The sequence below is a fragment of the Amycolatopsis roodepoortensis genome (genome assembly GCF_024628825.1).
GTDB lineage: Bacteria > Actinomycetota > Actinomycetes > Mycobacteriales > Pseudonocardiaceae > Amycolatopsis > Amycolatopsis roodepoortensis.
The window spans coordinates 7,674,213-7,699,325 of record NZ_CP102415.1 but is presented as its reverse complement, the minus strand read 5'-3'; the positions used below and the strand labels follow the sequence as shown (position 1 = coordinate 7,699,325).

Genomic DNA, 25,113 nt, shown 5'->3' with positions numbered 1-25,113 from the left:
GCTACTTGTCCTTCGGCAGCTTGAACTTCTTCGGGTCGAACCCGGGTACGTCGTTCATGCCGCCGAGCTGTGAGAGGTCGGGCATCCCGCCGCCGGCGCCCGGCATCCCGCCCGGAGGCAGCATCGGCATGCCGCCGGGGAACCCGCCGCGGACCTTGGGCTGCGTGGGGCCGCGCCCCTTGCCCTTCTTCCCCTTCTTGCCCTTGCGGTTCTTGCTGCCGCCGCCTCCGCCGCCGAAGCCGAACCGGCCGGCCATCTGCGCCATCATCTTGCGCGCTTCGAAGAAGCGGTTGACCAGGTCGTTGACGTCGCGGACGGCGACACCGGAACCCTTCGAGATCCGGACCCGGCGCGACGCGTTGATGATCTTCGGATCGGCCCTCTCGGCGGGAGTCATCCCGCGGATGATCGCCTGCAGCTTGTCGAGCTGCTTGTCGTCGACCTGCGAGAGCTGGTCCTTCATCTGCCCGGCGCCGGGCAGCATGCCGAGCAGGTTGCCGATCGGGCCCATCTTGCGGACCGCGAGCATCTGCTCGAGGAAGTCTTCGAGGGTGAGCTGGCCGCTGCCGAGCTTGGCGGCGGTCTGCTCGGCCTTCTCCTGGTCGAAATGCTGCTCGGCCTGCTCGATGAGGCTGAGCACGTCGCCCATGCCGAGGATCCGGCTGGCCATCCGGTCCGGGTGGAAGAGGTCGAAGTCCTCGAGCTTCTCACCGTTGGAGGCGAACAGGATCGGCTGGCCGGTGACCTGGCGGACCGACAGCGCGGCACCACCGCGGGCGTCACCGTCGAGCTTGGTGAGCACGACACCGGTGAAGCCGACGCCGTCGCGGAACGCCTCGGCCGTGGTGACCGCGTCCTGACCGATCATCGCGTCGACGACGAACAGCGTCTCGTCCGGCGAGACGGCGTCGCGGATGTCCGCGGCCTGCTTCATCAGCTCTTCGTCGACACCGAGACGGCCGGCGGTGTCGACCAGGACGATGTCGTGCTGGGCGCGCTTGGCCTCGTCGATGGCGCGGCGGGCGACGTCGACCGGGTCGCCGACGCCGTTGCCGGGCTCGGGCGCGAAGACCGCGACGCCTGCCCGCTCACCGACGACCTGCAGCTGCGTGACCGCGTTGGGGCGCTGGAGGTCACACGCGACCAGCATCGGCGCGTGGCCCTGCTTCTTCAGCCACATCGCGAGCTTGCCCGCGAGCGTCGTCTTACCGGCACCCTGCAGACCCGCGAGCATGATGACCGTCGGCGGGTTCTTCGCGAACGTGAGCCGCCTGGTCTCGCCGCCGAGGATGGTGACGAGTTCCTCGTTGACGATCTTGATGACCTGCTGCGCCGGGTTCAGCGCGCCGTGCACCTCGGCGCCCTTGGCGCGCTCCTTGATCCGGGCGATGAAGTCCTTGACCACAGACAGCGCGACATCCGCCTCGAGCAGCGCGATCCGGATCTCGCGCGCGGTGGCGTCGATGTCGGCGTCGGAGAGCCTGCCCTTGCGAGACAGGGTCTGCAGGGCGGACGTGAGCCGATCGGAGAGGGTGTCGAACACGGGTGTGCACGCTCCAGCTGGGTCGTTGTGGCTCGCCGGTACGGACCGGCGGCTTTCCAGGGTAGTCGGTACGGACGGCTCAGGGCCTGCGGAGGTCTGCTTCGGTGAGGGCACGGATCACGCCGGTGGTGCCGGCCTCGCGGACGGTGCGGCTCATCTCCACATGCAGGAAGGCTGTCCCGTCCTCGGCCGCGGCCTTGCCCTGGACGTTCTTCGTCCCCTCCAGCGCGCCGCACGACGACGTCCACGCCCGGCAGACGGCGAATCCGCCCGCTTCGAGCCGGTCGGCCGCGCGCCGGACGGGATCCCCCGCCGCCGACGCACCGGACGACAGCACGATGTCGTCGTCCGGCATGTTCTGGTCGTCGAAGCCGTGCAGCTGGACCTGCGTCATCCCCCGCCCGGCGAGCGTGGCGGCCACCGCGTGGAACACCGAATCCACCTCGTGCGCTACGTCGGCTTGACCGTCGTCGGCCTTTCGGTGCGCGCCCGCGATCAGCAGCACCGCGCCCGGCACCTGACGGAAGTAGTCGAGTCCGAACAGCTCCGTCCGGAGGTCGGACGCGGGATGCGGGACCTCGATGACCAGTGAGGGCGGAGCCGAGCGGTCGATCAGATACATCCCCCACGCCCGCTCGGTCCCGGGCTCGTTCGTGGCGATCGTGTACCGCCGCCCGGTCTCCGGGTCCACCCCGTCTCGCACCGAGAACCCGAGCTTCTCGAGATCGGCCGGCTCCGCGCGGTCCATCAGCGCGCCGAAGCCGGCGGCGGCCAAACGACGTTCGTCGGCTTTCGGCGAGCGGTAGTCCTGCTCGGCGGAAAGCCCGGACGTGAGGTTGGCGACAGCGGCACCCAGGTCGTTCTCCGGAACGGGAGGGGGCTTCGGTGGCTCGTCGTCGCCGAGGACCAGCACGACTGTCAGCACCAAGGCCAGCGCGACGCCCACGCTGATCACGCTGAGCCACATCCGGTTTCGGCTGATCACCACTCGAAGCCTACCGACTCACTCGAATAGGTAGCCTATGCCGCGCTTTCACCCCTTTGAGGTGAGTTGTACCGTCACCGACGGCAGTTTCGATATCTGCCCGTAACCCGATCGGGTGCAGGTTCCGCTACCGCCCCACCGGGCAGCGATCTCCCCGATCGTAAAACTGAAAGGCCTGGCGTCAGGTGACTCGGCAGAAGGACCGGCTCGATCCGGTGGCGCGGCTTCGCGACCAGATCCCGGAGGCGGGCTTCCCGCGCGGCGTGAAGGTCGCGTCCGCGACGAGCCTCGTCCTGCTCCTGATGATCACCGCCTTCACCGCTCTCCACCTGTCCACGGCCGGGCCGTTTTCGGCGCTCGGCGCGAAAGCGGCCGACGTCGTCCCGGACGAGGTCACCGAAAGCCGTCGGCGCGCGACCGCCGCCCTCGCGCAGGCGCTGGCCACCTCGGCCACCACCGCCGCCGGTGACCTGCAGGTCGCGACCGGCTCCGGAGTGTTCGACAACACCGACGACGACGCCGTCCTAGACCGTCTCGGCGAGACCTACCCGGACTGGCGTGGCATCGTCGTCTTCGATCCCGCCGCGCAGAAGGTACTGGCGACGCACGGCGAGCCGGTGTCCGTCGAGAACCTCCGGGGCATCGCCGTCCCGAAGCTCACGGTCCGCCCGATCGCCCGTCCCGGCGGCACTCCGCTCGTCCTCACCGCGCTCCCGCTCTCCGGGGCCCGTGCCGGACGGCTCCTCGTCGTCTCCACCGTGCTGCGCGGGGCGGCGCCGGAGCTGGACAAGGACATCAAAGAACAGCTCAGGCTGGTCACGGCCGACGGCACGCTGCTCCACTCTCACGGCACCGAGGCGCCCAAGGACGACCGGACCGCCCATGACCTCCTCGCTCGCGCCGGCGACGCCGCGGCCGCCGGGGAGTCGGGTGTGTTCACCGGTGACCCCGGGGCCGACCCGGCCAAGCCGGACCGGCGGGTGGCGCCGGTCGTGGCCTTCGCGCCGGTCGCCTCGGACGGTATCGAGGGCAGTCTCGGGCTGGCCGCCGTCACGCTCAGCCGTTTCCCGGTCGAGCCGGTACCCGCGCGCTGGCCGGGGCTGATCCCGGCGGCCGCGCTGCTGGTGATCGCCATCGCCGGCTTCGTGCTGCTGCGCCGCGCGCTGGTCAACCCGATCCTGCGCCTTCGCGCCGACGCGCTCGCCGTCGCGGCGGGCGTCCTCGACCGGCCGGTCCGTCAGTCCCGCATCCGCGAAGTGAACCGGCTGACCCGGGCCGTCGAGCGCTATCGGGCGAAGCTCGGCCGGCGCAGGCCCCGCGGCAAACTCAAGCCGTTCCTCTCCGCCCAGCTCGTCATCGCGCTCGTCTCGCTGATGCTGCTCGGCTGGTCGGTCGCCGTCGCCGCGACGCTCGGCCGCCAGCACGCCGCCGTCTCGCCCAGCATGCTCAGCGAGTACGGCGACCGGGTCGCCCATACGGCCGACACCTTGCGCCGCAGCCTTTCCCAGGGGCTCGGCGACCTGCGGGCCGTCGCCCGGCTCAGCGCGGACAAGAAGCCGGACCAGCTGCACGGCATGCTCGACCGGCTCGCCACGAGCGAAAGCCGGTTCCGCAGCGTCTACCTCGCCGACGCCGAAGGCGCGGAACTCCAACGGGCGGGCCGCGACTCCCTGCGCGATCCGGGCAAGCTCCCCGACGGTGCCGGTCTGCGCCAGCACAACACCAGCGGCCGGGTGCCCGTGGTCTACGCCTTCGCGCGCGTGCCGAACTCGGCCAACGTCCTGGTCGGCGAATTCGACGTGCCGCGGATGGCCTCGGTGCTCGAGTCGGCGGGCGGGCGCGTCCGGGTGGTCGACGAAGGCAAGCGCACCATCGCCGACACCGAGGGCTACTTCGCCTTCTCCGAGCTCACGGATCCCGTACTGGTCAAGAACATCACGACCGCGCGGTCCGGCGAGGACGCCCGTGAAACCACCGCCACGACCCTCGTGGCGGCCGAGCGCCTCGCCGACGACGGCAACGCCGCCGCACTGAACTGGGTCGTCGTCGCCGAACAGCCGATCGGCTCGCTCGGCGTCGCGGACAACACCGTGCGGGCGGGCGCCCGCGTCGCCGCGCTCCTCACCGCCGTCGTCGCGCTGATGTCGTACGCCTGGCACCTGCTGGTCGTCGTGCTGCCGCTGCGCCGGATCGCCGAATCCGCCGTACCGATCGCCAAGGGCGTCGGGCTGGGGGCCGTGGTGTACCCGCAGCGCCAGGACGAGATCGGCACCATCGCGTCCTGCGTCGAGATCTGCCGCCAGGCGCTGACCGACGGCAAGGCCCGCCTCGGTGAGGTCCGGCGCCCGGTCGGTGCGGCGACCGACGAGACCAAATTGCTCCGGCGTGTGAAGGATCTGCCGGAGAAGCCCTCGGAAGCCGTCAAGGAACCGGGCGCCGTTCGCCGTCCGGAAACACGGCTCCCACCTCGTCGCCCGGTGCGACGGCACGAACCCCCAAAGCCGCCGAGGCGGCTGGTCGAACAAGGCCGGAACCCGAAGTGACGTTTCTCTATTTCGTGCTGCTCACCGCGTCGGTGGCGATGCTGGTCGCCGGGATCTTCGAGCAACGCAACCACTACCGGAACCTGCACAGCATCCCGACGCGGGTACTGGTCAACGGCATCCGCGGCAAATCGTCGATCACCCGGCTCTGCGCGGGCGCACTGCGCGGCGGCGGCCTGGTGACAGCCGCGAAGACCACCGGAACCGCGGCCCGTTTCATCCACCCCGACGGCAGTGAAGAACCGGTTTACCGCAAGTTCGGCATCGCCAACGTCGTCGAGCAGATCGGCATCGTCCGCCGCGCCGCCGCGTACCGGCCGGACGCGCTGGTGATCGAATGCATGGCGGTGATGCCGGACCTGCAGGAGATCAACCAGAGCAAGCTGATCCGCTCCACCATCGGCGTCCTTTGCAACGTCCGGGAGGATCATCTCGCCGAGATGGGCCCGACGCTGGACGACGTGGCCCGCTCGCTGAGCCGCTCGATGCCGGTCGGCGGGATCTGCCTCACCGCGGAGAAGGACCGGCTCGCGATCCTGCAGGAGGAGGCGGACAAGCGGAACTGCCGTCTGATCGCCGTCGACCCCGAATCGGTCACCGACGAGGAGATGCGCGGGTTCAGCTGGATCACGTTCAAGGAGAACGTGGCGATCGCGCTGGCCGTGGCCGACCTGCTCAAGGTCAACCGGGGGCTGGCGCTCGAAGGCATGTGGGCCGCACCGCCGGACCCCGGTGTCCTCCAGGTCCACCACTACCGCGCGGGGCGGCGCAGACTGCGGTTCGCGAACGTCTTCGCCGCGAACGACCCCGAATCGACGCTGATGAACATCGACCAGCTCCGTGCCCAGGGCGCGATCGCCGATCCGCTGCACGTGATCATCAACTGCCGCCCCGACCGGGTCGAGCGCAACGGCCAGATGGGCGCGCTGATCCCCCGTATCGCCCCGGAGCGCGTGGTGCTGATCGGCGACCCGACCCGCAGCGCCCGGACCGCGATCCCGAACGAATGGCACGACCGGGTCGTCGACCTCGGCGGCTCACGGCGGCCCGAAGAACTGCTGCGCGGGATCATCGGCGGCATCGACCGGCAGGCGTCGCTCGTCGCCATCGGCAACATCCACGGACAGGGCGAACTGCTCATCGACGAACTCGCCAAACTGGAAACGGTCGCCTCCTGATGCTCACCACCTCCCTCTCCGCCGAGGTCGCCACCATCGGGCTCGCCATCGGACTGCTGCTGTCACTGGTCTGCTACCTCACGACCAACCTGTCCCCCGGCGGCATGATCACGCCAGGATGGATCGCCTTGACCATCGTCGAGGACTTCCGGCGAGCGGCGATCATCGTGCTGATGACCGCGCTGACGTACGCGGGCACGAAGGTGCTGCAACGCGTGGTGATCCTCTACGGCAAGCGCTTGTTCGCCGCGGTGGTGCTGCTCGGGGTCGTGCTGCAGACGACCTTGCTGCTCGTCCTCCAAGCCGACTTCCCGCTGCTGTTCGTCCACCAGACCCTGGGTTTCGTGGTGCCCGGCCTGGTGGCCTACCAACTCGTCCGGCAGCCTCCGGCGGCGACCATCTTCGCCACCACCGGAGTCAGCCTCGCCTGCTACGCGATCCTGATCAGCGGAGTGCTGGTCGGGCTGGTCCCCACGTTGTGAGGTCTTGGTGGCGGAGCTGAAGATGTACCTCGATCGGGACGCGACGAGTGAACCCGCCCTGCCGAAGGCCCCGCTATCGCGGTGGCAGGGCGCCCTTTCCACACCCGCGACGTGGACGACCAGGCAGCGCTGCCGACGTCGATCGCGGACTCGGGTTCACCAACAGAAGGGGACTCGGTGATGCGCAAGGCAATCCGGATCGGTGTCCTGGTCGCGGTGATCGGTGTGTCCGGCACGGCCGCGTTCTACGTCGCGAAGCAGGAGAACCAGGACATCACCGCCATGTCCGCCTCCGCGGGGGCGCCGGGTGCGGCCGCGGTGGGCGGGTATTCGTACGAACGGCTCGCCGCCCCGGCGAGGACGATCGTCCGGGATTCCGCCGGCACCCAGCTGGCGTCGTTCACCGACGGCTCGCGCACGGTCCTGCTGACCGGCCGGAGCCGGACCTTCACCGAGCCGAAGTTCACCGAGGCCACGATCACCTCGTCGGCCTGGGTCCGGTTCGCGCCGCAGGTATGGCGGGAGGGCGCGGAAAAGGAACCCTGGTTACGCGACTGGCTGCCCAAGGCCGTCAGTGACACCTCGCCGGACCTCCTCGCCATCGCGTTGCAGTACACCGACGGCTCGGCGGCCCAGAGGTCCAAGAAGCTCCGGATCGCGGGCGACGCGACCTTCGGTCCCGACAGTGCCGAGGGACGGCTCGAGAAGTCGGACTTCTACGATTTCCTCGGTGTCGACTGGGATTTCCCCGACAAGCACGAGAAGGCCGAGCCCGCGCGGTTCGGCTCGCTCGACTGCTCCGGTTTCGTGCGGATGGTCTACGGCTACCGCGCGGGCTACCCGCTGCTCGGTACCAACACGAAGGGGCCGGGGCTGCCGCGGCGTGCCTGGGCGATGTCGGAACTCGGGCCGGGAACGCCGGTGGTCGCGGACATCGGGAAACAGGCGACGGATTACTCGGCACTGCAGCCCGGCGACATTCTCTTCTTCAATCTGGAGCCGCATCTCGGGCCGCGCGTGTCGCACACCGGGATCTACCTCGGCATCGACAACGACGGCAAGCGGCGAGTGCTGTCCAGCCGCAAAGTCGCCAACGGGCCGACGTTCGGCGACGCCGGCGGCGTGTCGCTGATCGACGGCGAAGGGACTTACGCCAAGGCGTTCCGCGCGGCCAAACGGCTTTGAGACGGGCCGCGAAACAGGGCTCCGGGACCGGTCGCCCCTCGCAGACCGGTACCGGAGCCCCTACGGAAGGCTCGCCTCCCCGCGAGCCGACCGTAAGCACACTTGGCGAGCTTCGCGGGACTCGGTATCGCCGGACCCCCAGTACCAGGCGATTCGCTGCCCGCGCTCTCTCCGCGCGATGACATAACCATGCCCGGTCACCCTGGGGTCACGGCAGCGTGAAGACCCCCAACTCCCCCTGAGTAGATCTACTCAACTGGTCTTGGCCGACGACCCAGACGACGCCGACGACGCCGACGACGCAGCCCGCTTCGCCCGCGTCCGCGCCTCGCGCGCCTTGTCCGCCGATTCCTGGGCTTTCCCGACCGGGCCTTGCTGCAATGCCGCCAGCAGCCGCGTCACGCCTTCGGACTGTTCCGCGGCGGTCGGCCGCAGAACGTCGTCGCCGTCCAACTTGGCCTGGATGAGTGCTTCGAGCGCCTCACGGTAGTGATCGGTGTACCGGCCGGGGTCGAAATCCCGGGTGAGGTCTTCGATCAGCGAAACCGCGTTCCGCAGCTCCCCGCGCCGCAGGTCGACGTCCTCGTGCAGGAACGGGAAGTCGGGCCGCCGGATCTCGTCGGGCCACAGCATCGTCTCGAGCAGGATCACCTGGTCCCGCACGCGCAGCGCGCCCAGCGTTTCGCGCTGCCGCAAGGTCACCTTCACGATCGCGATCCGCCCGGACTGCTGCAGCGCCTCGCTCAACAGCACGTAAGGCTTGGTGCCGGCAGGCTCCGGCTCGAGGAAGTAGCTGCGCGCGAAGTACATCGGGTCGACCTGCTCGGCGGGGGTGAAGCCGACGACGTCCATCGACTGGGTGGTCGGCGGGAGCAGCGACGCGAAATCCCCGGGGGTCAGCAGGACGACGTCGCCGTTGGGGACGGGATACCCCTTGGCGATCTCGGCCGCGGGCACCTCGGCGCCGTCGACCTCGCAGACCCACTTCATCCGCACCCGGCCGCCGTCGGGCTCGTGCACCTGGTGGAGGGGGACGTTGTGCTCTTCGGTCGCGCTGTACGCCTTCACCGCAATGGCGTAGGTCCCGAATCCGATCGTGCCTTTCCACACCGCTCGCATCGCCCACCTCCGCCTGGTCAGCGTATCCACGCGCCGAAGGGGCGGGACAGCTACAAACGGGTGTCAGGGGCGACCGATTCGCTCACACATTCGAATGACGGACGGGATTCGGCGAGTGCCTCCGCCGAACAGTCGACAGCGGTGGCCGCCGCACGGAGCACTTCGGCGACCACCTCGACGTCGACCATCGGAGCGGTGGCCAGCGCGCCTTCGCCGCCGCCTTCGACCCGGCCCGCCATGCCTTCGAGCGCGATGGCCAGCGCCTGCTGCCCCGCGACGAGGTGCCGGACCACCTTGAGCAGTTCGGGCACGGTCGCGGCGGGGCCGGACGCGGTGAGGGAGACGGCGAGGTCGTCCGCGCACGCACGGAGATGGGAGGCCACGACCGTCGGCGGAAGCGTGATCCGCTGCGGTCCGGGCGAGTCCTGCTCGTGGTCGAGCACGTGCTCACCGCCCCTCCGGCTCCTTCGGGTCTCGACCGCGCACATCCTGCCACCGCTACCCTCCGCGATTCGCGCGACACCCCGAACGTCAGGAAGCTGCCGCCAGCAGCGCGGCTTCGATCCTCGACCGCCACTCCTGGTCGACGCGGCCCGCCCGCGGCGCGACGGCGAACGAGTCGACGACGGCGCCACCGAGCGTGGCCACCTTCGCCCAGCGCACCTCCGCCTCGCACCGGCGCAGCGCGCCCGCGACCCGGTACAGCAGCCCGATCCGGTTCGCGGCCCGTAGTTCGACCACGACCGTGTCGTGCCCGCTGGTCTCGTCGTCGAACCAGATCACCTTCGCTCCCGCGGACGGCGGCTCCCCTCCGCCGTAGTCCCGTTCCTTCGCCGCGAGCCGCTGGGTGAGCGGCAGCGTCCCGGCCACCGCCCGCGCGAACTGCTCACGCAACAGGGTGACGTCGGGCAGCGAGCCGAACTTCGGCGACGCCGTGAAGACCCCCGCCCGTCCCCCGTCGTGCCCGCGCAGCACCGCCGCGTGGACCTCGAGCGAGTTCAGCGCGAGCACGCCGGCCGCGGGCGCCAGCAGTTCCGCCCGGGCCGGGACCGCCAGCACCACGGTCACGACCTTGCCCGCGGCGGTGATGCGCACCTCGCCACGGCCGGACGCGACGGCCTCCGCGACGAGCTCCCGCTGTTCGGCCCCCATCGGCTCCGGCGGCACGAAACCCTTGCCGTGCAACGCTTCTTCGCAACCGGACACGAGTTCGGCGAGCAGGCGCGCCTTCCAGTCCGTCCACACGCCCGGCCCGGTGGCCAGCGAATCGGCCGTCGTCAGGGCGTGCAGCAGTTCCAGCAGGACCAGGTTCTCGTCGAGCGTCTTCGTCACCCGCTGGATCGTGGCGGGATCGCTGATGTCCCGCCGCGTCGCGGTGTGCGGCAGCAGCAGGTGATGCCGGACCATCGCCGACACCAGTGCCGCGTCCGCCTCCTGCAGCCCGAGCCGGGCCGCCACCTGTGCGCTGATCTTCGCGCCGAGTTCGGAATGGTCCGCGTCGCGGCCCTTGCCGATGTCGTGCAGCAGCGCGCCGATCAGCAGCAGATCCGGCCGCGAAACGGTGGTCGTCAGTTTCGACGCCTCGACCGCGGCCCGCACGAGATGCCGGTCGACGGTCCAGGAATGCACCGGCGACCTCGGCGGGAGATCCCGCACCGCGCCCCATTCGGGGAACAGGCGCGCCCACAGGCCGGTGCGGTCCAGCGCCTCCACGGCGTCGACGAGTCCCTCACCGGCGCCGAGCAGTTCCACCAGCGCCTTGAGGGCGTCGGCCGGCCACGGCGCACGCAGTTCGGGCGCGGTGTCGGCGAGCGCCCGCAGGGTCCCGTGCGAGATGGGTTTCCGTATCCGCGCCGACGCCGCGGCCACCCGCAGCAGCAGGGCCGGATCCTTGGCGGGCACCGCGTCCCGCGCCAGGGCGACCTCGTTGCCGTGCAGGACGACACCTTCGTCGAGCGGCGTCCGCGCCGGCCGCCGCCCGAACCGCGTCTTCGGCGGTTCCACAGTGGACCGCAGTGCCACGTCCACCGCGTACGCGATCGTCCGGCCGACGCCGGAAAGCTTGCGCGCCAAGGTGAACCGGTCGCCGAACCCGAGCTCACCCGCGACCGTCTCGGCCTCCGGCGCACTGAGGATGTCCCGCTCCCGGCGGAGTTCCCGGCGCAGTTCGGTCCGGACGTCGAGCAGCAGGCTCTTCGCCGCCAGCAGTTCCTCGCCGGGTCTCGCCGTCAGCTGCGCCGCCGCAAGCGCTTCCAGGACGGCGAAATCGCGAAGCCCGCCCCGCCCGTGCTTGAGATCCGGCTCGGCGGACTGCGCGATCTCGCCACTGCGGGCCCAGCGCTGACGCACCGCGTCCGACAGTTCGTCCATCCGTTTCCTGGCGGTCCGCCGCCACTGGTCCCGCGCCGCGGCCGCCAGCCTGGCGGTGATCTCGGCGTCCCCGGCGATGTGGCGGATGTCGAGCAGCCCCATCGCGGTCCGCAGATCCTCGGACGCCACCTTCAGCGCCTCACCCGGAGTGCGCACCGAGTGATCTAAGCCGATCTTGGCGTCCCACAACGGATACCAGATGGCGTCGGCGATCTCGCCGACCCGTGAGTTCCCGTTGTGCAGCAACAAAAGGTCGAGGTCGGAGAAGGGCACCAGCTCGCTGCGCCCCAGGCCGCCGACGGCGGCCAGCGCGACACCGGGTTCAGCGGTGTCGACGCCGGCCGCCGCGGCGCCCTTGCCCAACCAGAATTCGTAGAGGTCGACCAGGGCCGCCCGCAACGCGGACGCCCCCAGCCTTCCGTGCCTGCCCTCGAGCAACCGCTCGGTGGCCTTGACCAGTTCACCCCCGTCGGCCATCCGTGACGCCTATAGGGCGTCCGAGCCGCGTTCGCCGGTGCGTACCCGGATGACCGTCTCCACCGGCGTCACCCAGATCTTGCCGTCACCGATCTTGCCGGTGTGCGCGGCGGTGGTGATCGCGTCGAGCACCTTCTCGACGTTGGAATCGTCGGTGACGACCTCGACCCGCAGCTTCGCCACGAAGTCAACGGAGTACTCGGCACCCCGGTAGACCTCGGTGTGGCCCTTCTGCCTGCCGTAGCCCTGCACCTCGCTGACCGTCATGCCGAGCACGCCCAGCTGCTCCAGCGCGGAGCGGACGTCGTCGAGCGTGAACGGCTTCACGATCGCGGTGATCAGCTTCATGCCTTGCTCTCCTCGAGTTTCGTGGCCGCGTTTCCGGAGGACGGCTTGACCGGGATGGAGCTCGGCTGGCCGAGGCCGCCGCCCGAACCGGTGAAGTCGTACGCGCTCTCCGCGTGCTGGGCCTCATCGATACCACTGACCTCGTCCTCCGCGCTGACGCGGAACCCGCCGAGCTTCTTGATCACCCAGCCGATGACGAAGGTCAGCACGAACGAGTAGCCGAGGACGACGACCGCCGCGAGCGCCTGCTTGCCGAGCTGGCCGAGGCCGCCGCCGTAGAAGAGGCCGTCGACGCCGAGCGAGTTGACGCTGGTGGTGCCGAAGAAACCGATGAGCAGCGTGCCGACGAGACCACCCACGAGGTGGACGCCGACGACGTCGAGGGAGTCGTCGAAGCCGAAGCGGAACTTGAGGCTGATCGCCAGCGCGCACAGGGCACCGGCGACGAGGCCGATGGCGATGGCACCCAGCGGGCTGACGAAACCGGCCGCCGGGGTGATCGCGACGAGACCCGCGACGGCGCCGGACGCGGCACCGAGGGTGGTCGGCTTCCCGACCTTGATCTGCTCGACGATCAGCCAGCCGAGGATGGCGGCGGCGGTCGCGACGGTGGTGTTGGTGAACGCGACGGCGGCGAGGTCGTTGGCGGCCAGCGACGAACCGGCGTTGAAGCCGTACCAGCCGAACCACAGCAACGCGGCGCCCAGGAGCACGAACGGGACGTTATGCGGGCGTCCGGTGCCCTTCGGCCAGCCCTTGCGCTTGCCGAGCACGATCGCCAGCGCCAGGCCCGCCGCACCGGCGTTGATGTGGACCGCGGTACCGCCGGCGAAGTCGAGCGCCTTGAGCTGGTTGGCGATCCAGCCGCCGACCGAATCCGCGCCGATGAAGCCGTTGAACGAGAACACCCAGTGCGCCACCGGGAAGTACACGATGGTCACCCACACCGCGACGAACAGCGTCCAGCCCCAGAACTTGGCGCGGTCGGCGATGGCACCGGAGATCAGCGCGGGGGTGATGATCGCGAACATCAGCTGGAACATCACGAAGGCGAACAGCGGCAACGCGTCCGCGCCGGGCCAGGCGACCTCGGGCGTGGTGCTCGTCGCCGCGGTCGCGAACCCGGCGAGTTTCCCGGAGATGTCCGTGAGACCGGCGAAGTCGAAGTTACCGAGCAATCCTCCGCCGATGTCGTTGCCGAACGCCATCGTGAAGCCGTACAGCGTCCAGAGGACACCGACTACGGCGAGCGCGATGAAGTTCATCATCAACATGTTCAGGACGCTCTTCGCGCGGACCATGCCGCCGTAGAAGAACGCCAGTCCCGGTGTCATGAGCATGACCAGCGCGGCGCTGATCAACACCCATGCGGTGTCTCCTGCGTTCAGCACAATCTTCCTCCCGTGCCTGGGGTGTACTGCGCAGGAATCTTTGGACCGCGGTGTTTCCTCGGGCGGCGATTCAGGTTTCACCCGCGTGAACTGTCGGTACGGCGTTGTTACGGCCAGGTTTCCGCTGACCTGGTGCGTTCTGTCCGGTTGCGAAACCTCGTGGTCGAATAGGCCCATGAACGCGCGTGTTTCCGGCCATGACCCCCTGCCACCGGCGATCGTCCGGTCCTTGCGGTGTTCGGTCTGCGGTGACCCGGTCGGGCTAACCGAGCGCACGGTGCGTTGCGACCGGGGCCACTCGTTCGACGTAGCGAAGCAGGGTTACGTCAATCTTCTGCATGCGCGCATCCCGGCCGGCACGGCGGACACCGCGCCGATGGTCGCGGCCCGCGTCGACCTCCTTTCTTCCGGTGCTTATCTGCCCCTCGCCGACGCCCTCGCGAAGGTGGCTTCGGATCACGTCGAGAACGGGATGGTCATCGACGCCGGAGCGGGCACGGGGTACTACCTCGCGCATGTGCTCGACGCCCTCCCCGCCGCCTATGGACTGGCGCTCGATGTCTCCGCGGTCGCCCTGCGCCGGGCCGCCCGCGCACACGCGCGCGCGGGCGCGGCCGTGTGGAATCTGTGGGAACCCTGGCCGGTGGCGGATTCGAGCGCGTCGCTGATCCTCAACGTTTTCGCGCCCCGCAACGCCCCGCAGTTCCACCGCGTCCTGACCGCGGACGGGCTGCTGGTCGTCGCGACGCCGAACCCGGGACACCTCCGGGAATTGGGCGATCTGGTGATCTCCGTCGACGGCGGCAAGGACGCGCGGCTGGAGGACACCCTCGGCGAACGCTTCACCCGGGTGGAACGGAACGAGGTCACCCAGGAGGTGGCGTTGGCGCCCGCCCAGATCCGCCAGGTGGTCGAGATGGGGCCGAGCGCGCACCACCTGCACCGTGACGGCCGCCGTGAACGCCTCGACGCGATCACCGCGCCGATGGACGTCACCACCTCGTTCAGCGTCACGCTGTACCGGCCGGTGCCCTGATGGAGGCACCCGCGACCCTGCTCGCCGACGCCGCATGGGTCGGCGCCCGCATCGGCGGCGCCGCGAAGCTCTACGGCTGCTCGCGGCCCGAAGTGCTCGGGACGATCTGGTGGTACTCGCTGTCTTCCGTCCTCGTCGCCCCCTCCGTCGAGTCGCTCGTACGTGGTGAGCCGCTGGACCCGTCGCTCGACGCCGTCACGATCGACCTCGTCCCGGACGGCCGCTTCACCGGCGCCCGATCGTCACGGCTCCTCGACGGCGGCCTCGCCGAACTCGGTGCCGCGTTCGCCGGGACGCTGAGCACGGCGATCGGCACGATCTCGGCCGTCACGGGGGCGAATCCGCGCGCGCTGGGCGCGATCGCGACGGACTCGATCGGCAACCGCCTGTTGTGGACCGGCGACACCGCACGAGCGATCGAGCTGGCGGGGCCGCTCGTGGCCGCGATCGGGCTCGGGATGCCGGAGCCGCGGTTCTCCCGGATCGGGCGGAACACCGTGGTGCGCCGTGCTTCCTGTTGCCTGATCTACGAGGCGGGCAACCCCAAGTGCACCAGCTGCCCGCGGCAGACCCCGGAGGAACGGGACCGGCGGCTGCGCGCCGCGCTCGGGTAACGCGCGACGACGGGTAGCCACGGGCTGGGAACGATGGTCACGGAGTGGGACGCGAGGTAGCGTCGGGCGCGATGAGTGAACGCACCTGGGGCTTCCGCACCCGCGCCCTGCACGCGGGCGGGACGCCCGACCCGGCGACCGGCGCCCGCGCCGTGCCCATCTACCAGACCACGAGCTTCGTCTTCGAGGACGCGGCCGACGCGGCGAACCTGTTCGCGCTGCAGAAGTACGGCAACATCTACAGCCGCATCGGCAATCCGACGGTCGCGGCCTTCGAGGAGCGGCTGGCCAGTCTCGAAGGCGCGATCGGCGGGGTCGCGACCAGCAGTGGCCAGGCCGCGGAGTTCCTGACCTTCTCAGCCCTCGCCGAGGCGGGCGACCACATTGTGTCGGCGGGCGGGCTCTACGGCGGGACGGTCACACAACTCACCGGGACGCTGCGCCGCTTCGGTATCGAGACCACCTTCGTCGGCGGAGACCGCATCGAGGACTACGCGGCCGCGATCACCGACCGGACGAAGCTGATCTTCACCGAGGTCATCGGCAATCCCGGTGGCGGGATCGCCGACATCGCCGGGCTGGCCGAGCTCGCGCACGCGCACGACATCCCGCTGGTCGTCGACGCCACGCTGGCGACGCCGTACCTGTGCCGCCCGATCGAGCACGGCGCGGACATCGTGCTGCATTCGGCCACGAAGTTCCTCGGCGGGCACGGGACCACGCTGGGCGGCGTGGTCGTCGAGTCCGGGAAGTTCGACTGGGGCAACGGGAAGTTCCCGCGGATGACCGAGACCGTCGAGAGCTACGGCGGCCTGAAGTACTGGGAGAACTTCGGCGAGTACGCCTTCTGCACCCGGCTCCGCGCCGAGCAGTTGCGCGACATCGGCGCGGTCCTCTCCCCGCATTCGGCCTTCCTCCTGCTGCAGGGGGTCGAGACGCTGCCGCAGCGGATGGACGCCCACGTCGCCAACGCGCGGGCCGTCGCGGAGTACCTCGCGAACGACAGCCGGGTGGCCTGGGTGAACTACGCGGGCCTGCCGGACCATCCCCATCACGACCGCGCGAAGAAGTACCTCCCCGCCGGGCCGGGCGCCGTGTTCTCCTTCGGTCTCGACGGAGGCCGCGCGGCCGGGGAGACGTTCGTGAACTCCGTCGAGCTGCTGTCGCATCTGGCGAACGTCGGGGACGCGCGGACGCTGGTCATCCATCCGGCGTCCACCACCCACCAGCAGCTCTCCGAAGACCAGTTGCGCGCGGCGGGCGTGGGAGCGGATCTGATCCGCCTGTCGGTCGGGCTGGAGGACGTCGACGACATCCTGTGGGATCTCGACCAGGCACTCGGCAAGGCGGTGGCGGGATGACCTACGACGTCGGCGCGGTCGAGCGGCGCCGCATCCTTTCGCACACGAAGTCGGTGACCATCGTCGGCGCCTCGAACAACCCGGCGCGGCCGAGCTACTTCGTCGCGACGTACCTGCTCTCCTCCAGCAAGTACGAGGTCAACTTCGTGAACCCGCGGCTGGACGAGCTTCTCGGGCGGCCGGTCTACCCGTCGCTCGCCGACGTGCCCGGCGAGGCCGACCTGGTCAGCGTGTTCCGCAAGCACGACGACCTCCCCGGCGTCGCCGAAGAGGTCGTCGAGGCCGGAGCGCGCACGCTCTGGCTACAGCTGGGCCTGTGGCACGAGCCCGTCGCCGACCGCGCGAAGGAGGCGGGGCTGGACGTGGTGATGAACCGCTGCGTGAAGATCGAGCACGCCCGGTTCGCCGGCGGGCTCCACCTCGCCGGTTTCAACACCGGCGTGATCAGCTCCCGGCGCCAGTCCGCCCCCTGACCAGCCGGTCGGCCGCCCGTGAGAGGGTGGCGGCATGGCCAAACCGACACCGCTGCAGATCAGGAACATCGTCATGGCGGTGCTCATGGTGGGTGCCCTGGTGTGGAACCTGTCCATCGGCGGCGCTTGGTGGCTCACCGCGATCTTCTCGATCGGCACCGTTCTCTCGCTGCTCTCCGCGTATCTGAACCGGCCCGGCGCTCAGCCCTGAGCCGCCTCGAAACGGGAAGTGAGATCCGCGCGGCCTCGTTCGGAAAGCGCCCCGAAGAGCCGTAGGCGCGCCATCCCGCCGTCGGGATAGATGTCGAGCCGGACCTCGGTCACTTCAGGACCCTCGGCGAGGGCGAACCGGTGCCGCGTGTCGGGCTGCAACCGCGTCTTGGGCAGCAGTTCGGCCCATTCGCCGTCACCGTCCCGGCCGCTCAGCGACGCCCAGCCCGGCGCGTTGCCCTTGAGGTTGCTGTTGTCCAGTTCGGCGAACCGGACGACGCCCGCGCCGGCGAGGCGCACGGTGACCCAGTCGTTCCCGTCGTCGCGGCGCCGCGCGGTCTCCCAGCCCTCGGCCTGATGCGCGGCGAGCCCCGGCGAGAAGAGGTTGTTGGGCGAGGAATAGAACATGTCGCTGCAGCCGGTGACGACCGCGCCGTTCTCCAGCGCGGCGAGGTCGAGTGCGCCGAGGTCGAGCAGCCGCGGGTCCGGGATCGGTGTGCCGTGCACCCGCAGCCGGGCCACCCCGCCGTCGGGATGCATGGTCAGCCGGACGTGCGTGTAGCGCTTGCTCCCGCCGACCTCGAAGAAGTTCTCCGTGTGCCCCGCCGCCGCGCCGCGTTTCACCAGCACGTCCCAGTCCGCTTCGGACAGTTCGGCGGCGTTGGGATAGCCGTCGACGGCGCACGCTTCGACCGAGACGAACGGCGGGTAGTTGCCCTTGAAGAACGCGGTGTCCACGATGACGCCGGTGATCGCGCCCGCCAGGCCGAGCCGGATCACCGCCTGATCGTCGCCGGGCTCGCGGTGCCGCCGGGTCTCCCAGCCGTCGTAGACCTGCCCCTTGGGACCGAAGGTCTCCGCCCGATGCGCGGGAACCCAGGGATTGACCAGGTTCTCCTTCTCGGCGAACAACTCGTCCGTCGCCCACATCACGGTCCCGCCGAACCTGCGCGAGGCCAGATCGGGCAGGGCTGTCCACTCAGGACGGTCGTTCACGGCATCCTCCATCTCAGCAGTCTCCCCGGGTCAGCAGAACGCCTGCCGGGTCTTCACCGGTGATCTCCTCGCCTCGCAACCACGTGCTCCGGACGACACCGGCGAGCGGCCGTCCGTGGTAGGCGCTGACCGGGTTGCGGTGCTTCAATTTCGCGACGTCGACGACGAACGCCTCGTCGGGGGCGAACACGCTGAAGTCGGCGTCGTAGCCGGGCGCGAGATGTCCTTTGCGCTTCATCCCCGCCTGTGCGGCCGGATGTTCGGCCATCCAGCGGACGACGTCGGTGAGCGCGAAACCGCGCTGCCGCGCCTGAGTCCAGACGGCCGGCAGGCCGAGTTGCAACCCGGCGATCCCGCCCCAGGCGAGCCCGAAATCGCCGCTGTCGAAGCGTTTCAGCTCGGGCGTGCAGGGCGAATGGTCGGTCACCACGCAGTCGATGACCCCGTCCGCGAGGCCCTTCCACAGCAGTTCGCGGTTCCCGGCCTCGCGGATCGGCGGGCAGCATTTGAACTGCGTGGCGCCGTCGCCGATCTCCTCCGCGGTGAAGCTCAGGTAGTGCGGGCACGTCTCGGCGGTCAGCCGCACGCCGTCGCGCCGCGCGCTCTCGACCATCGGCAGCGCGTCCGAAGAGGACAGATGCAGGATGTGCGCGCGGACGCCGGTCTTCCTGGCCAGCTCGATGACCTGCGCGATCGCCACGTTCTCCGCGCCGCGCGGCCGGGAGTGCAGGAAGTCCTCGTACTTCTCGCCGTGCGGGTCGGGCGCGTGGTCGATCGCGTCGGAGTCCTCCGCGTGCACGATGATCATGCCGTCGAAGGTCCGCAGTTCGGTCATCGCCTCTTCGAGGCCGCGCGCGTCCAGCGGCGGGAACTCGTCGACCCCGGAATGCAGCAGGAAGGACTTGAAGCCGAACACTCCGGCTTCGTGCAGGCCGCGCAGGTCCGCGAGGTTGCCGGGGATCGCGCCGCCCCAGAAGCCGACGTCGACGTGCACCCGGCCCTCGGCGGTCTTGCGTTTCACCTCCAGTGACGCGACGTCGACCGTCGGCGGCAGGCTGTTCAGCGGCATGTCCACGATCGTGGTGACCCCGCCCGCCGCGGCCGCGCGGGTCGCCGAAGCGAACCCCTCCCATTCCGTGCGGCCAGGGTCGTTGACGTGCACATGCGTGTCCACCAGGCCCGGCAGCAGGACGACGTCGTCACCGAGTTCGAGTACCCGCTCGCCGTCCAGATCGGCTCCGGCGGGCTCCACCGCGACGATGCGGCCACCGTCGACACCGACGGTCGCGGGTACCTCTCCGGCGGCCGTCACGGCTCGGGCGGCTTTGATCACCAGGTCCATCTAGAGCCTCCAACTTCCACTGAGTGGAATCGAGGTTTCGCACTCCGACATTAACTCCGGCCACCCTGCTCGTCAACGAGCCCGGGCGGCGCTACCTTCGCTGGGTGCAGTTAGAAGCCGAGTTCACCAGCGAACCGTTCCACGGCGAGGGTCCGCCACCCGAACACGCCGTCAAAGCCCGCGACACCGCGGAGGACGCGGGTCTCTCCGCCGATTTCGGCCCGCTCGGCACCCTCGTCCGCGGCGACGCCGACGCCCTCCTCGACGCGCTCCCCGCCATCGCCAGGGCGGCACTGAACGGCGGCGCCACCCGCGTGACCCTCCAGCTCCGGCAGGTCGGCGACGAAACGAGCGAGCCCGCCGTCGAACTGCACAGCGCGCTGGCCCGGCTCATCGGCGACGTCGAACGCGAACTCGGCGGCAGACTCGACACCCTCGACCGCGCCGCCAAGCAGCGCGCGGTGCGGCTGCTCAAGGAACGCGGCGCGTTCGGCCTCCGCAAGTCGGTGTCGACCGTCGCCGAGGCGCTGGGGGTCACGAGGTTCACGGTCTACAACTACCTCAACCGGGACCAAGACTGAAGAGCTGATTCAACAAAATGTTGACGGCGGCGGAATCGTCGCCGTACCGTCAGTTCCCGTGCCGCTCACCATTCGAGAGTTCAACGAGGCTCCCGCACAGGACGTCCGGCCGGCGCTGACCGCCTGCCTCGACGTCCCGCGCTGGGTGGAGACCCTGCTGGCCAGGCGCCCGTACGCCGATCTCGCCGCGCTGCTCGCCGCGGCCGGGGCGCTCACCCCGTTGCGTCCCGAAGAGGTCCGGCGCGCCATGGCCGCCCATCCCCGGATCGGGGAGAAAGCGGACGGGAAGAGCACCGAAGCGGGCTGGTCGCGCTTGGAACAGTCCGGTGTGGACGGTGACGCGGCACGCGAGTTCGCCGCGGCCAACGCCGAGTACGAAGCGACGTTCGGGCATGTCTTCCTGGTCTGCGCGAGCGGCCGGAGCGGCGCCGAGCTGCTGGAAAACCTGCGTTCGAGGCTGCCGAACGATCCCGAGAAGGAACTCGAAGTGGCCGGTCAAGAGCTGGCCAGGATCGCCGCGCTGCGGCTGGAAAAGGCGGTGACGGCATGAGCCTCGTGACCACGCACATCCTCGACACCGCCGCGGGACGGCCGGCGGCAGGCGTCGGGGTCCGGCTCGAAACCGGCGCGGGCGAACCCGTCGCCGAAGGGCGGACCGACGCCGACGGCCGGATCCGCGACCTCGGCCCGGACACCCTGGAACCCGGGGTCTACCGGCTGGTCTTCGACACCGGCGCCCACCTCGGCCCGGACTCCTTCTTCCCCGAAGTCACCTTGACCTTCCGCATCGCCGACGGGACCGAGCACCACCACGTGCCGTTGCTGCTGAGCCCGTTCGCCTATTCCACCTATCGAGGGAGCTGATCGCCCGTGGCCATCACCCTGGGCCCCAACCAGTACGGCAAGGCCGAAGTCCGGCTCGTCACCGTCCAGCGCGAAGGCACCGTCCACCACCTCAAGGACCTCACCGTTTCGACGTCGCTTCGCGGCGACCTCGCGGCCACGCATCTCACCGGTGACAACGCCGACGTCGTCGCGACCGACACCCAGAAGAACACCGTCTACGCCTTCGCCAAGGAAGCCCCGGTCGGCGAGATCGAGGACTTCGCGCTGCGGCTGGGACGCCATTTCGTCGGCTCGTTCGAGCACATCACCGGCGCCCGGATCCTGATCGACGAACACGGCTGGAACCGCATCTCCGGCCACGACCACGCGTTCTCCCAGGCGGGCAGCGAAAAGCGGACGACCGCCGTGACCGTGCAGGGCGACCAGGCCTGGGTGGTGTCCGGTTTGGACGATCTCGTGGTGCTCAAGTCGACCGGCTCGGAGTTCCACGGCTTCCCGCGCGACGAGTACACGACGCTGGCCGAGACGAACGACCGGATCCTCGCGACCGCCGTGACCGCGCGCTGGCGTTACCAGGGCGACGGGATCGACTGGGCCACGAGCCACGCGGAGGTCCGGCGGATCCTGCTGGAGACCTTCGCGGACAAGCACAGCCTCTCCCTGCAGCAGACGCTGTACGCCATGGGAGAGGCTGTGCTCAAGGAACGCGAAGAGGTCGCCGAAGTCCGGCTCTCACTGCCGAACAAGCACCACTTCCTGGTGGACCTGTCACCGTTCGGGCTGAAGAACGACAACGAGGTCTTCTACGCCGCCGACCGTCCGTACGGCCTGATCGAGGGTGTGGTCCTCCGCGACGACGCCGAGGATCCGGGCCTGGCCTGGCACACCCTCGCCGCCTTCTAGGGCAGCGGGCACGTCGCGAAAGCCACTTTCGGGACGTCTGGCGTCTCGAAAGTGGCTTTCGCGACACGGGGAGCAGGCGGCCCGGCGTCGCTAGGGAGCCGGCACCGGCAGCGGCATCCCGGGGACGCTCTGGTCGGCGGGGACCACCCCGTCGACCAGGTAGGCGTCCACGATCTCGTCCAGCTTGGGGTTCCCGTCGGCGTAGAGCCCGTGGTCACCCTCACCGGTCACGGTCAGCATCCGCGAGTTCGCGAACCCGGCGTGCGCCTTCCTGGCACCCTCGATCGCCGTGGCCGGGTCGTGCTCGGAGTGCACGATCAGCACCGGCGGGACCCCCTTGCCGTCCATCTTCGGCAGCGGACGGGGTTCCTTGTCCCAGAACAGGCAGACCGAGGCGTTCAGCGTGCCGCCACCCGCCAGGAGCAGACCGCGATCGAGGTTCCGCTGTGAGGCGCGGATCAGCGATTCGCGGGTGCCGATGAAACGTCCCTCACCGCAGAGGGTGTTCCAGAAGGTGGCGTCCTGCGCGTCGGGGTGGTCACCCGCCGCGTCGACGGCGGCCTTCGCCTCGGCCCTGGCCGCCGGGTTCTCCATCGCGTCCCGGATCTTGACCAGCAGGTCGGCCAGCGCCGGGAAGGTCGCCTTCTTGTACAGCATGTAGATGATGGCGGTGTCGAGTTCCATCGGCCCGCTCCCGTTCAGCGGGTTGCGGGACAAGGCGTAACGGACCCGCTCGTAGTTCTGCCGGACCACCTCACCGTTGGTGCCGAAGTGGTACTTCGCGTCGTACCGCGCCATCCACGGCAGGAAGTCCTGCCGCCAGCGCCGTTCGAACCCGACCGGCTGCCGGTCGAACGTCTTCTGCCAGTCCGTGGTGAACTCCGTCGCGGAGTCCAGCACGAACCGCCCGGTCCGCTGCGGGAACTGCTGCGCGTAATGCGCCCCCAGCCAGGTCCCGCCGGAGTAGCCGACCCAGTTGATCTTCTCCCTGCCGAGCAGTGTCCGGAGCAGATCGAAGTCCCTGATCGTCTGGTGGGTGGTGATCAACGGACCGAGTTCGCCGCCGGCGCTCTGGCAGGACCTGGCCACGTGCTCGGCGTTGGCCAGGATCTGGTTCAGATTGCGCGGATCCCGGTCACGTGGATCCAGCTGCCGGATGAGATCGGCCGTGCCCCGGCAGGTGACGTTGGTGCTCTTGCCGGTCCCGCGCACGTCGATGCCGATGATGTCCTGGTGCTCGCGCAGTTTCTCCTGCCCGCGGAACGTCACCGGGAACCAGCGCCCGGGACCACCCGGCCCGCCCGGGTTGGTGAGCACCGAGGCCGTCGAGGTGCCGGTGGCCTTCAGCCTGCTGACCGCGATGGTCAGGTCCTGCCGCTCGCCCGCACGATCCCAGTCCCGGGGTGTGCGGAACGTCGAGCATTCGAGCCCGCTGATGTCGGTGCCCGGCGGCAACGTGACCAGTTCCTCCGCCGCGCAGGGATGCCAATCCAGCTTCTGGTCGGCGTAGTGAGCCGGGACGCTCGCCGAAGCCGGTGTGGCTCCGGCGAGCAGCCCGCCCACGATCACCGGGAGCAACCCGGCGGCCAAGAACCGCTTCATGTACTTCCCCCTTCTTCCTTGGTTTCCCAACGGCTCACGACGCTAGGGCCGGGCACACCGGGCGAACATCGACCGCAGGTAGCGCCGGAAGGTGAACCAAGGTCGAAGGGACCATCGAAACTTGATAGAACGCTCTATCATGGGAGGCGTGACTGGAACGCGGGAACGCATCGTGAACGCCGGCGCCGAGCTGCTCCGGCGCAACGGGTACACCGGCACCGGGGTGAAGCAGATCGTCGAGGCGGCGAACGCGCCGTTCGGCTCGCTGTACCACTTCTTCCCGGGCGGCAAGGAACAGCTCGGCGAGGAGGTCATCCGCACTTCGGGGATGATGTACCTCGCGCTGTTCGAGATCTTCTTCGCCGACGAGCCGGACCTCGTCCACGGTATCGAGGCGTGTTTCGCCAGCGCCGCCGAGACGCTGAAGGCGACCGACTACGCCGACGCCTGCCCCATCGCGACGGTCGCGCTGGAGGTCGCCAGCACCAACGAGAAGCTGCGGATCGCGACGGCCGACGTCTTCACGGCGTGGATCGAGACCGGCGCCGAGAAGCTGGGCAAGTACGGCCTCGAACCGGAAGCCGCGCGGCGCCTCACCATCGCTTTGGTGAACAGCCTCGAAGGAGCGTTCGTGTTGAGCCGTTCGCTGCGTAACACCGAAGCGCTCGAGGTCGCGGGTGCCTCGTCGGTGGCGTACGCGCGCACGTTGCTCCCGGATGCGTGAAGCACCGACGGCGGAATCCTGAACACCGGGATTTTCCCGCAACGCACCACGGCTTCCGGCCGACCTAGCCGTCGCCAACACCGGAATCCGTTTGGGGAGCCCATGATCATCAGGAAGCTCGTGATCGGCACCATCGCCGCGGCCGCGCTGCTCACCGCGGGCGCGGTACCCGCGACCGCCGCCGAGGCCCAGCCGTCCACCCTCACCACGACGACCAGCAGCACCAAGATCGACGCCGGGCAGACCGTCACCATCTCCGGGAAGCTCACCAAGGCCGACGCCACCCCGATCGCGGGCGCCGAGGTGGGCATCTCGTTCTGCTTCAACGGCTTCTGCGGTGAAGCGCAGGCCAAGCCGGTCACCGACGCCGCCGGTGCGTACAGCGCGACGCTGACCCCGATCCGCACCGGCAACTACCGCGCCGACTTCTTCTCCACCGACCCGTCGATCGCGAACTCGGGCGCCGACACCGCGAAGATCGTCGTGCTCCACCCGGCGAAGATCACGTCGTTCGCGGCGGGCCGGGACGCGGCCAGGGCGGTGACCGGCTCCGGCACGATCGAGTTCCCCGGCCGGTACACCGCGAACCCGATCCCGGTCGAGCTCCAGTACTTCTCGTTCAGCACCTACCGCTGGACCACGGCGGCGACGGTCACCGCCACCTGGAACGGCACCACCTGGGCCTTCGCGGCTTCGGCCGAGCACCGTAAGCCCGGCGCCTGGCGGGCCTTCTACGCGGGCGCGCCCGAGATGTTCCACGCGGCGGCGAGCGACCTGGTCTTCGTGCTCTGACGTTCCGTGAAG

General features: G+C 69.7%; 25 protein-coding genes. 15 read left to right on the top strand and 10 right to left on the bottom strand.

Annotated features, from left to right (window positions below):
* Position 1 precedes the first annotated feature (1 nt).
* Together ffh and NQK81_RS37065 are read right to left on the bottom strand one after the other, a co-directional pair.
* Positions 2 to 1,543: a signal recognition particle protein gene (gene ffh, locus NQK81_RS37070; protein WP_257485194.1), complete on the bottom strand. Its 1,542-nt coding sequence runs from the start codon at positions 1,541 to 1,543 to the stop codon at positions 2 to 4.
* A 79-nt stretch (positions 1,544 to 1,622) separates the two neighbouring features.
* A complete protein-coding gene (locus NQK81_RS37065) occupies positions 1,623 to 2,528 on the bottom strand; it encodes a hypothetical protein (protein ID WP_257485193.1) in 906 nt (301 codons plus the stop codon).
* 185 nt (positions 2,529 to 2,713) lie between these two features.
* Between NQK81_RS37065 and NQK81_RS37060 the strand changes: the two genes are divergently transcribed.
* The 4 genes from NQK81_RS37060 to NQK81_RS37045 all read left to right on the top strand — a co-directional run bounded on the left by NQK81_RS37060 (position 2,714) and on the right by NQK81_RS37045 (position 7,916).
* Positions 2,714 to 5,071, top strand: coding sequence for a hypothetical protein (locus NQK81_RS37060; protein ID WP_257485192.1), 2,358 nt, complete (start codon positions 2,714 to 2,716; stop codon positions 5,069 to 5,071).
* Positions 5,068 to 6,249, top strand: a complete 1,182-nt coding sequence (gene pgsB, locus NQK81_RS37055) for a poly-gamma-glutamate synthase PgsB (RefSeq protein WP_257485191.1) — start codon at positions 5,068 to 5,070, stop codon at positions 6,247 to 6,249. Before NQK81_RS37060 ends, pgsB begins: the two co-directional genes overlap by 4 nt.
* Positions 6,249 to 6,731, top strand: a complete 483-nt coding sequence (locus NQK81_RS37050) for a poly-gamma-glutamate biosynthesis protein PgsC/CapC (RefSeq protein ID WP_257485190.1) — start codon at positions 6,249 to 6,251, stop codon at positions 6,729 to 6,731. Before pgsB ends, NQK81_RS37050 begins: the two co-directional genes overlap by 1 nt.
* Before the next feature lie 180 nt (positions 6,732 to 6,911).
* Entirely contained in the window at positions 6,912 to 7,916 is a 1,005-nt protein-coding gene (locus tag NQK81_RS37045) for an NlpC/P60 family protein (protein ID WP_257485189.1), read from the top strand.
* A 252-nt stretch (positions 7,917 to 8,168) separates the two neighbouring features.
* Here NQK81_RS37045 and ku read toward each other — a convergent pair whose 3' ends face one another.
* From ku to NQK81_RS37020, 5 genes are all read right to left on the bottom strand, one after another.
* Entirely contained in the window at positions 8,169 to 9,035 is an 867-nt protein-coding gene (gene ku, locus NQK81_RS37040; RefSeq protein WP_257485188.1) for a non-homologous end joining protein Ku, read from the bottom strand.
* Positions 9,036 to 9,085: 50 nt separating this feature from the next.
* Positions 9,086 to 9,478: a hypothetical protein gene (locus NQK81_RS37035; protein ID WP_126733419.1), complete on the bottom strand. Its 393-nt coding sequence runs from the start codon at positions 9,476 to 9,478 to the stop codon at positions 9,086 to 9,088.
* An 88-nt stretch (positions 9,479 to 9,566) separates the two neighbouring features.
* Positions 9,567 to 11,882, bottom strand: coding sequence for a [protein-PII] uridylyltransferase (locus NQK81_RS37030; RefSeq protein ID WP_257485187.1), 2,316 nt, complete (start codon positions 11,880 to 11,882; stop codon positions 9,567 to 9,569).
* A 9-nt stretch (positions 11,883 to 11,891) separates the two neighbouring features.
* Positions 11,892 to 12,230 carry a P-II family nitrogen regulator gene (locus tag NQK81_RS37025; protein WP_020630602.1) on the bottom strand — a complete coding sequence of 113 codons (339 nt, stop codon included), beginning with the start codon at positions 12,228 to 12,230 and terminating at the stop codon, positions 11,892 to 11,894.
* Positions 12,227 to 13,621, bottom strand: coding sequence for an ammonium transporter (locus NQK81_RS37020; protein ID WP_257485186.1), 1,395 nt, complete (start codon positions 13,619 to 13,621; stop codon positions 12,227 to 12,229). Before NQK81_RS37020 ends, NQK81_RS37025 begins: the two co-directional genes overlap by 4 nt.
* Positions 13,622 to 13,796: 175 nt before the next feature.
* Between NQK81_RS37020 and NQK81_RS37015 the strand changes: the two genes are divergently transcribed.
* The 5 genes from NQK81_RS37015 (at position 13,797) to NQK81_RS36995 (ending at position 17,316) form a co-directional block, all read left to right on the top strand.
* A complete protein-coding gene (locus NQK81_RS37015; RefSeq protein ID WP_257485185.1) occupies positions 13,797 to 14,657 on the top strand; it encodes a putative RNA methyltransferase in 861 nt (286 codons plus the stop codon).
* Positions 14,657 to 15,271: a (2Fe-2S)-binding protein gene (locus NQK81_RS37010; protein ID WP_257485184.1), complete on the top strand. Its 615-nt coding sequence runs from the start codon at positions 14,657 to 14,659 to the stop codon at positions 15,269 to 15,271. Before NQK81_RS37015 ends, NQK81_RS37010 begins: the two co-directional genes overlap by 1 nt.
* A 71-nt stretch (positions 15,272 to 15,342) precedes the next feature.
* Positions 15,343 to 16,632: an O-acetylhomoserine aminocarboxypropyltransferase/cysteine synthase family protein gene (locus NQK81_RS37005; protein WP_257485183.1), complete on the top strand. Its 1,290-nt coding sequence runs from the start codon at positions 15,343 to 15,345 to the stop codon at positions 16,630 to 16,632.
* Positions 16,629 to 17,105: a CoA-binding protein gene (locus tag NQK81_RS37000; RefSeq protein ID WP_257485182.1), complete on the top strand. Its 477-nt coding sequence runs from the start codon at positions 16,629 to 16,631 to the stop codon at positions 17,103 to 17,105. Before NQK81_RS37005 ends, NQK81_RS37000 begins: the two co-directional genes overlap by 4 nt.
* Positions 17,106 to 17,139: 34 nt before the next feature.
* On the top strand, positions 17,140 to 17,316 hold the full coding sequence (locus NQK81_RS36995) for a hypothetical protein (protein ID WP_167373560.1): 177 nt from the start codon (positions 17,140 to 17,142) through the stop codon (positions 17,314 to 17,316).
* Here NQK81_RS36995 and alc read toward each other — a convergent pair.
* Positions 17,307 to 18,323: an allantoicase gene (gene alc / locus NQK81_RS36990; protein ID WP_257485181.1), complete on the bottom strand. Its 1,017-nt coding sequence runs from the start codon at positions 18,321 to 18,323 to the stop codon at positions 17,307 to 17,309. The genes NQK81_RS36995 and alc overlap by 10 nt on opposite strands.
* 1 nt (position 18,324) lies before the next feature.
* Positions 18,325 to 19,653 carry an allantoinase AllB gene (gene allB / locus NQK81_RS36985; RefSeq protein WP_257485180.1) on the bottom strand — a complete coding sequence of 443 codons (1,329 nt, stop codon included), beginning with the start codon at positions 19,651 to 19,653 and terminating at the stop codon, positions 18,325 to 18,327.
* A 104-nt stretch (positions 19,654 to 19,757) separates the two neighbouring features.
* Between allB and NQK81_RS36980 the strand changes: the two genes are divergently transcribed.
* Genes NQK81_RS36980 through pucL form a run of 4 tightly spaced genes read left to right on the top strand, consistent with a single transcriptional unit; the run spans position 19,758 to position 21,983 of the window.
* The gene (locus NQK81_RS36980; RefSeq protein WP_126733427.1) at positions 19,758 to 20,234 is read left to right on the top strand and encodes a helix-turn-helix domain-containing protein; all 477 of its coding nucleotides are present in this window, start codon (positions 19,758 to 19,760) and stop codon (positions 20,232 to 20,234) included.
* Between the two features lie 58 nt (positions 20,235 to 20,292).
* A complete protein-coding gene (gene uraD / locus NQK81_RS36975; RefSeq protein ID WP_257485179.1) occupies positions 20,293 to 20,784 on the top strand; it encodes a 2-oxo-4-hydroxy-4-carboxy-5-ureidoimidazoline decarboxylase in 492 nt (163 codons plus the stop codon).
* Positions 20,781 to 21,098 (top strand): hydroxyisourate hydrolase, encoded by a 318-nt coding sequence (gene uraH, locus NQK81_RS36970; RefSeq protein ID WP_034310857.1) that lies wholly within the window; start codon positions 20,781 to 20,783, stop codon positions 21,096 to 21,098. Before uraD ends, uraH begins: the two co-directional genes overlap by 4 nt.
* Before the next feature lie 6 nt (positions 21,099 to 21,104).
* Positions 21,105 to 21,983: a factor-independent urate hydroxylase gene (gene pucL, locus NQK81_RS36965; protein WP_034310855.1), complete on the top strand. Its 879-nt coding sequence runs from the start codon at positions 21,105 to 21,107 to the stop codon at positions 21,981 to 21,983.
* Positions 21,984 to 22,073: 90 nt separating this feature from the next.
* Here the strand turns inward: pucL and NQK81_RS36960 are convergent, their stop codons facing one another.
* Positions 22,074 to 23,585: an alpha/beta hydrolase gene (locus NQK81_RS36960; RefSeq protein ID WP_257485178.1), complete on the bottom strand. Its 1,512-nt coding sequence runs from the start codon at positions 23,583 to 23,585 to the stop codon at positions 22,074 to 22,076.
* Between the two features lie 139 nt (positions 23,586 to 23,724).
* On the opposite strand from NQK81_RS36960, the gene NQK81_RS36955 reads away from it, so the two are divergent.
* Together NQK81_RS36955 and NQK81_RS36950 are read left to right on the top strand one after the other, a co-directional pair.
* Complete coding sequence (locus NQK81_RS36955; RefSeq protein ID WP_257485177.1) at positions 23,725 to 24,309, top strand: TetR/AcrR family transcriptional regulator; 585 nt, start codon at positions 23,725 to 23,727, stop codon at positions 24,307 to 24,309.
* Between the two features lie 102 nt (positions 24,310 to 24,411).
* A complete protein-coding gene (locus NQK81_RS36950; protein WP_257485176.1) occupies positions 24,412 to 25,101 on the top strand; it encodes an Ig-like domain-containing protein in 690 nt (229 codons plus the stop codon).
* Positions 25,102 to 25,113 lie beyond the last annotated feature (12 nt).

Coding starts and splice junctions, on each gene's coding strand:
- NQK81_RS37050 (WP_257485190.1), top strand. CDS start 6,249: ATGCTCACCACCTCCCTCTCCGCCGAGGTCGCCACCATCGGGCTCGCC.
- NQK81_RS37045 (WP_257485189.1), top strand. CDS start 6,912: ATGCGCAAGGCAATCCGGATCGGTGTCCTGGTCGCGGTGATCGGTGTG.
- ku (WP_257485188.1), bottom strand. CDS start 9,035: ATGCGAGCGGTGTGGAAAGGCACGATCGGATTCGGGACCTACGCCATT.
- NQK81_RS37030 (WP_257485187.1), bottom strand. CDS start 11,882: ATGGCCGACGGGGGTGAACTGGTCAAGGCCACCGAGCGGTTGCTCGAG.
- NQK81_RS37025 (WP_020630602.1), bottom strand. CDS start 12,230: ATGAAGCTGATCACCGCGATCGTGAAGCCGTTCACGCTCGACGACGTC.
- NQK81_RS37015 (WP_257485185.1), top strand. CDS start 13,797: ATGAACGCGCGTGTTTCCGGCCATGACCCCCTGCCACCGGCGATCGTC.
- NQK81_RS37010 (WP_257485184.1), top strand. CDS start 14,657: ATGGAGGCACCCGCGACCCTGCTCGCCGACGCCGCATGGGTCGGCGCC.
- NQK81_RS37005 (WP_257485183.1), top strand. CDS start 15,343: ATGAGTGAACGCACCTGGGGCTTCCGCACCCGCGCCCTGCACGCGGGC.
- NQK81_RS37000 (WP_257485182.1), top strand. CDS start 16,629: ATGACCTACGACGTCGGCGCGGTCGAGCGGCGCCGCATCCTTTCGCAC.
- NQK81_RS36995 (WP_167373560.1), top strand. CDS start 17,140: ATGGCCAAACCGACACCGCTGCAGATCAGGAACATCGTCATGGCGGTG.
- alc (WP_257485181.1), bottom strand. CDS start 18,323: ATGGAGGATGCCGTGAACGACCGTCCTGAGTGGACAGCCCTGCCCGAT.
- allB (WP_257485180.1), bottom strand. CDS start 19,653: ATGGACCTGGTGATCAAAGCCGCCCGAGCCGTGACGGCCGCCGGAGAG.
- uraH (WP_034310857.1), top strand. CDS start 20,781: ATGAGCCTCGTGACCACGCACATCCTCGACACCGCCGCGGGACGGCCG.
- NQK81_RS36960 (WP_257485178.1), bottom strand. CDS start 23,585: ATGAAGCGGTTCTTGGCCGCCGGGTTGCTCCCGGTGATCGTGGGCGGG.
- NQK81_RS36955 (WP_257485177.1), top strand. CDS start 23,725: ATGGGAGGCGTGACTGGAACGCGGGAACGCATCGTGAACGCCGGCGCC.
- NQK81_RS36950 (WP_257485176.1), top strand. CDS start 24,412: ATGATCATCAGGAAGCTCGTGATCGGCACCATCGCCGCGGCCGCGCTG.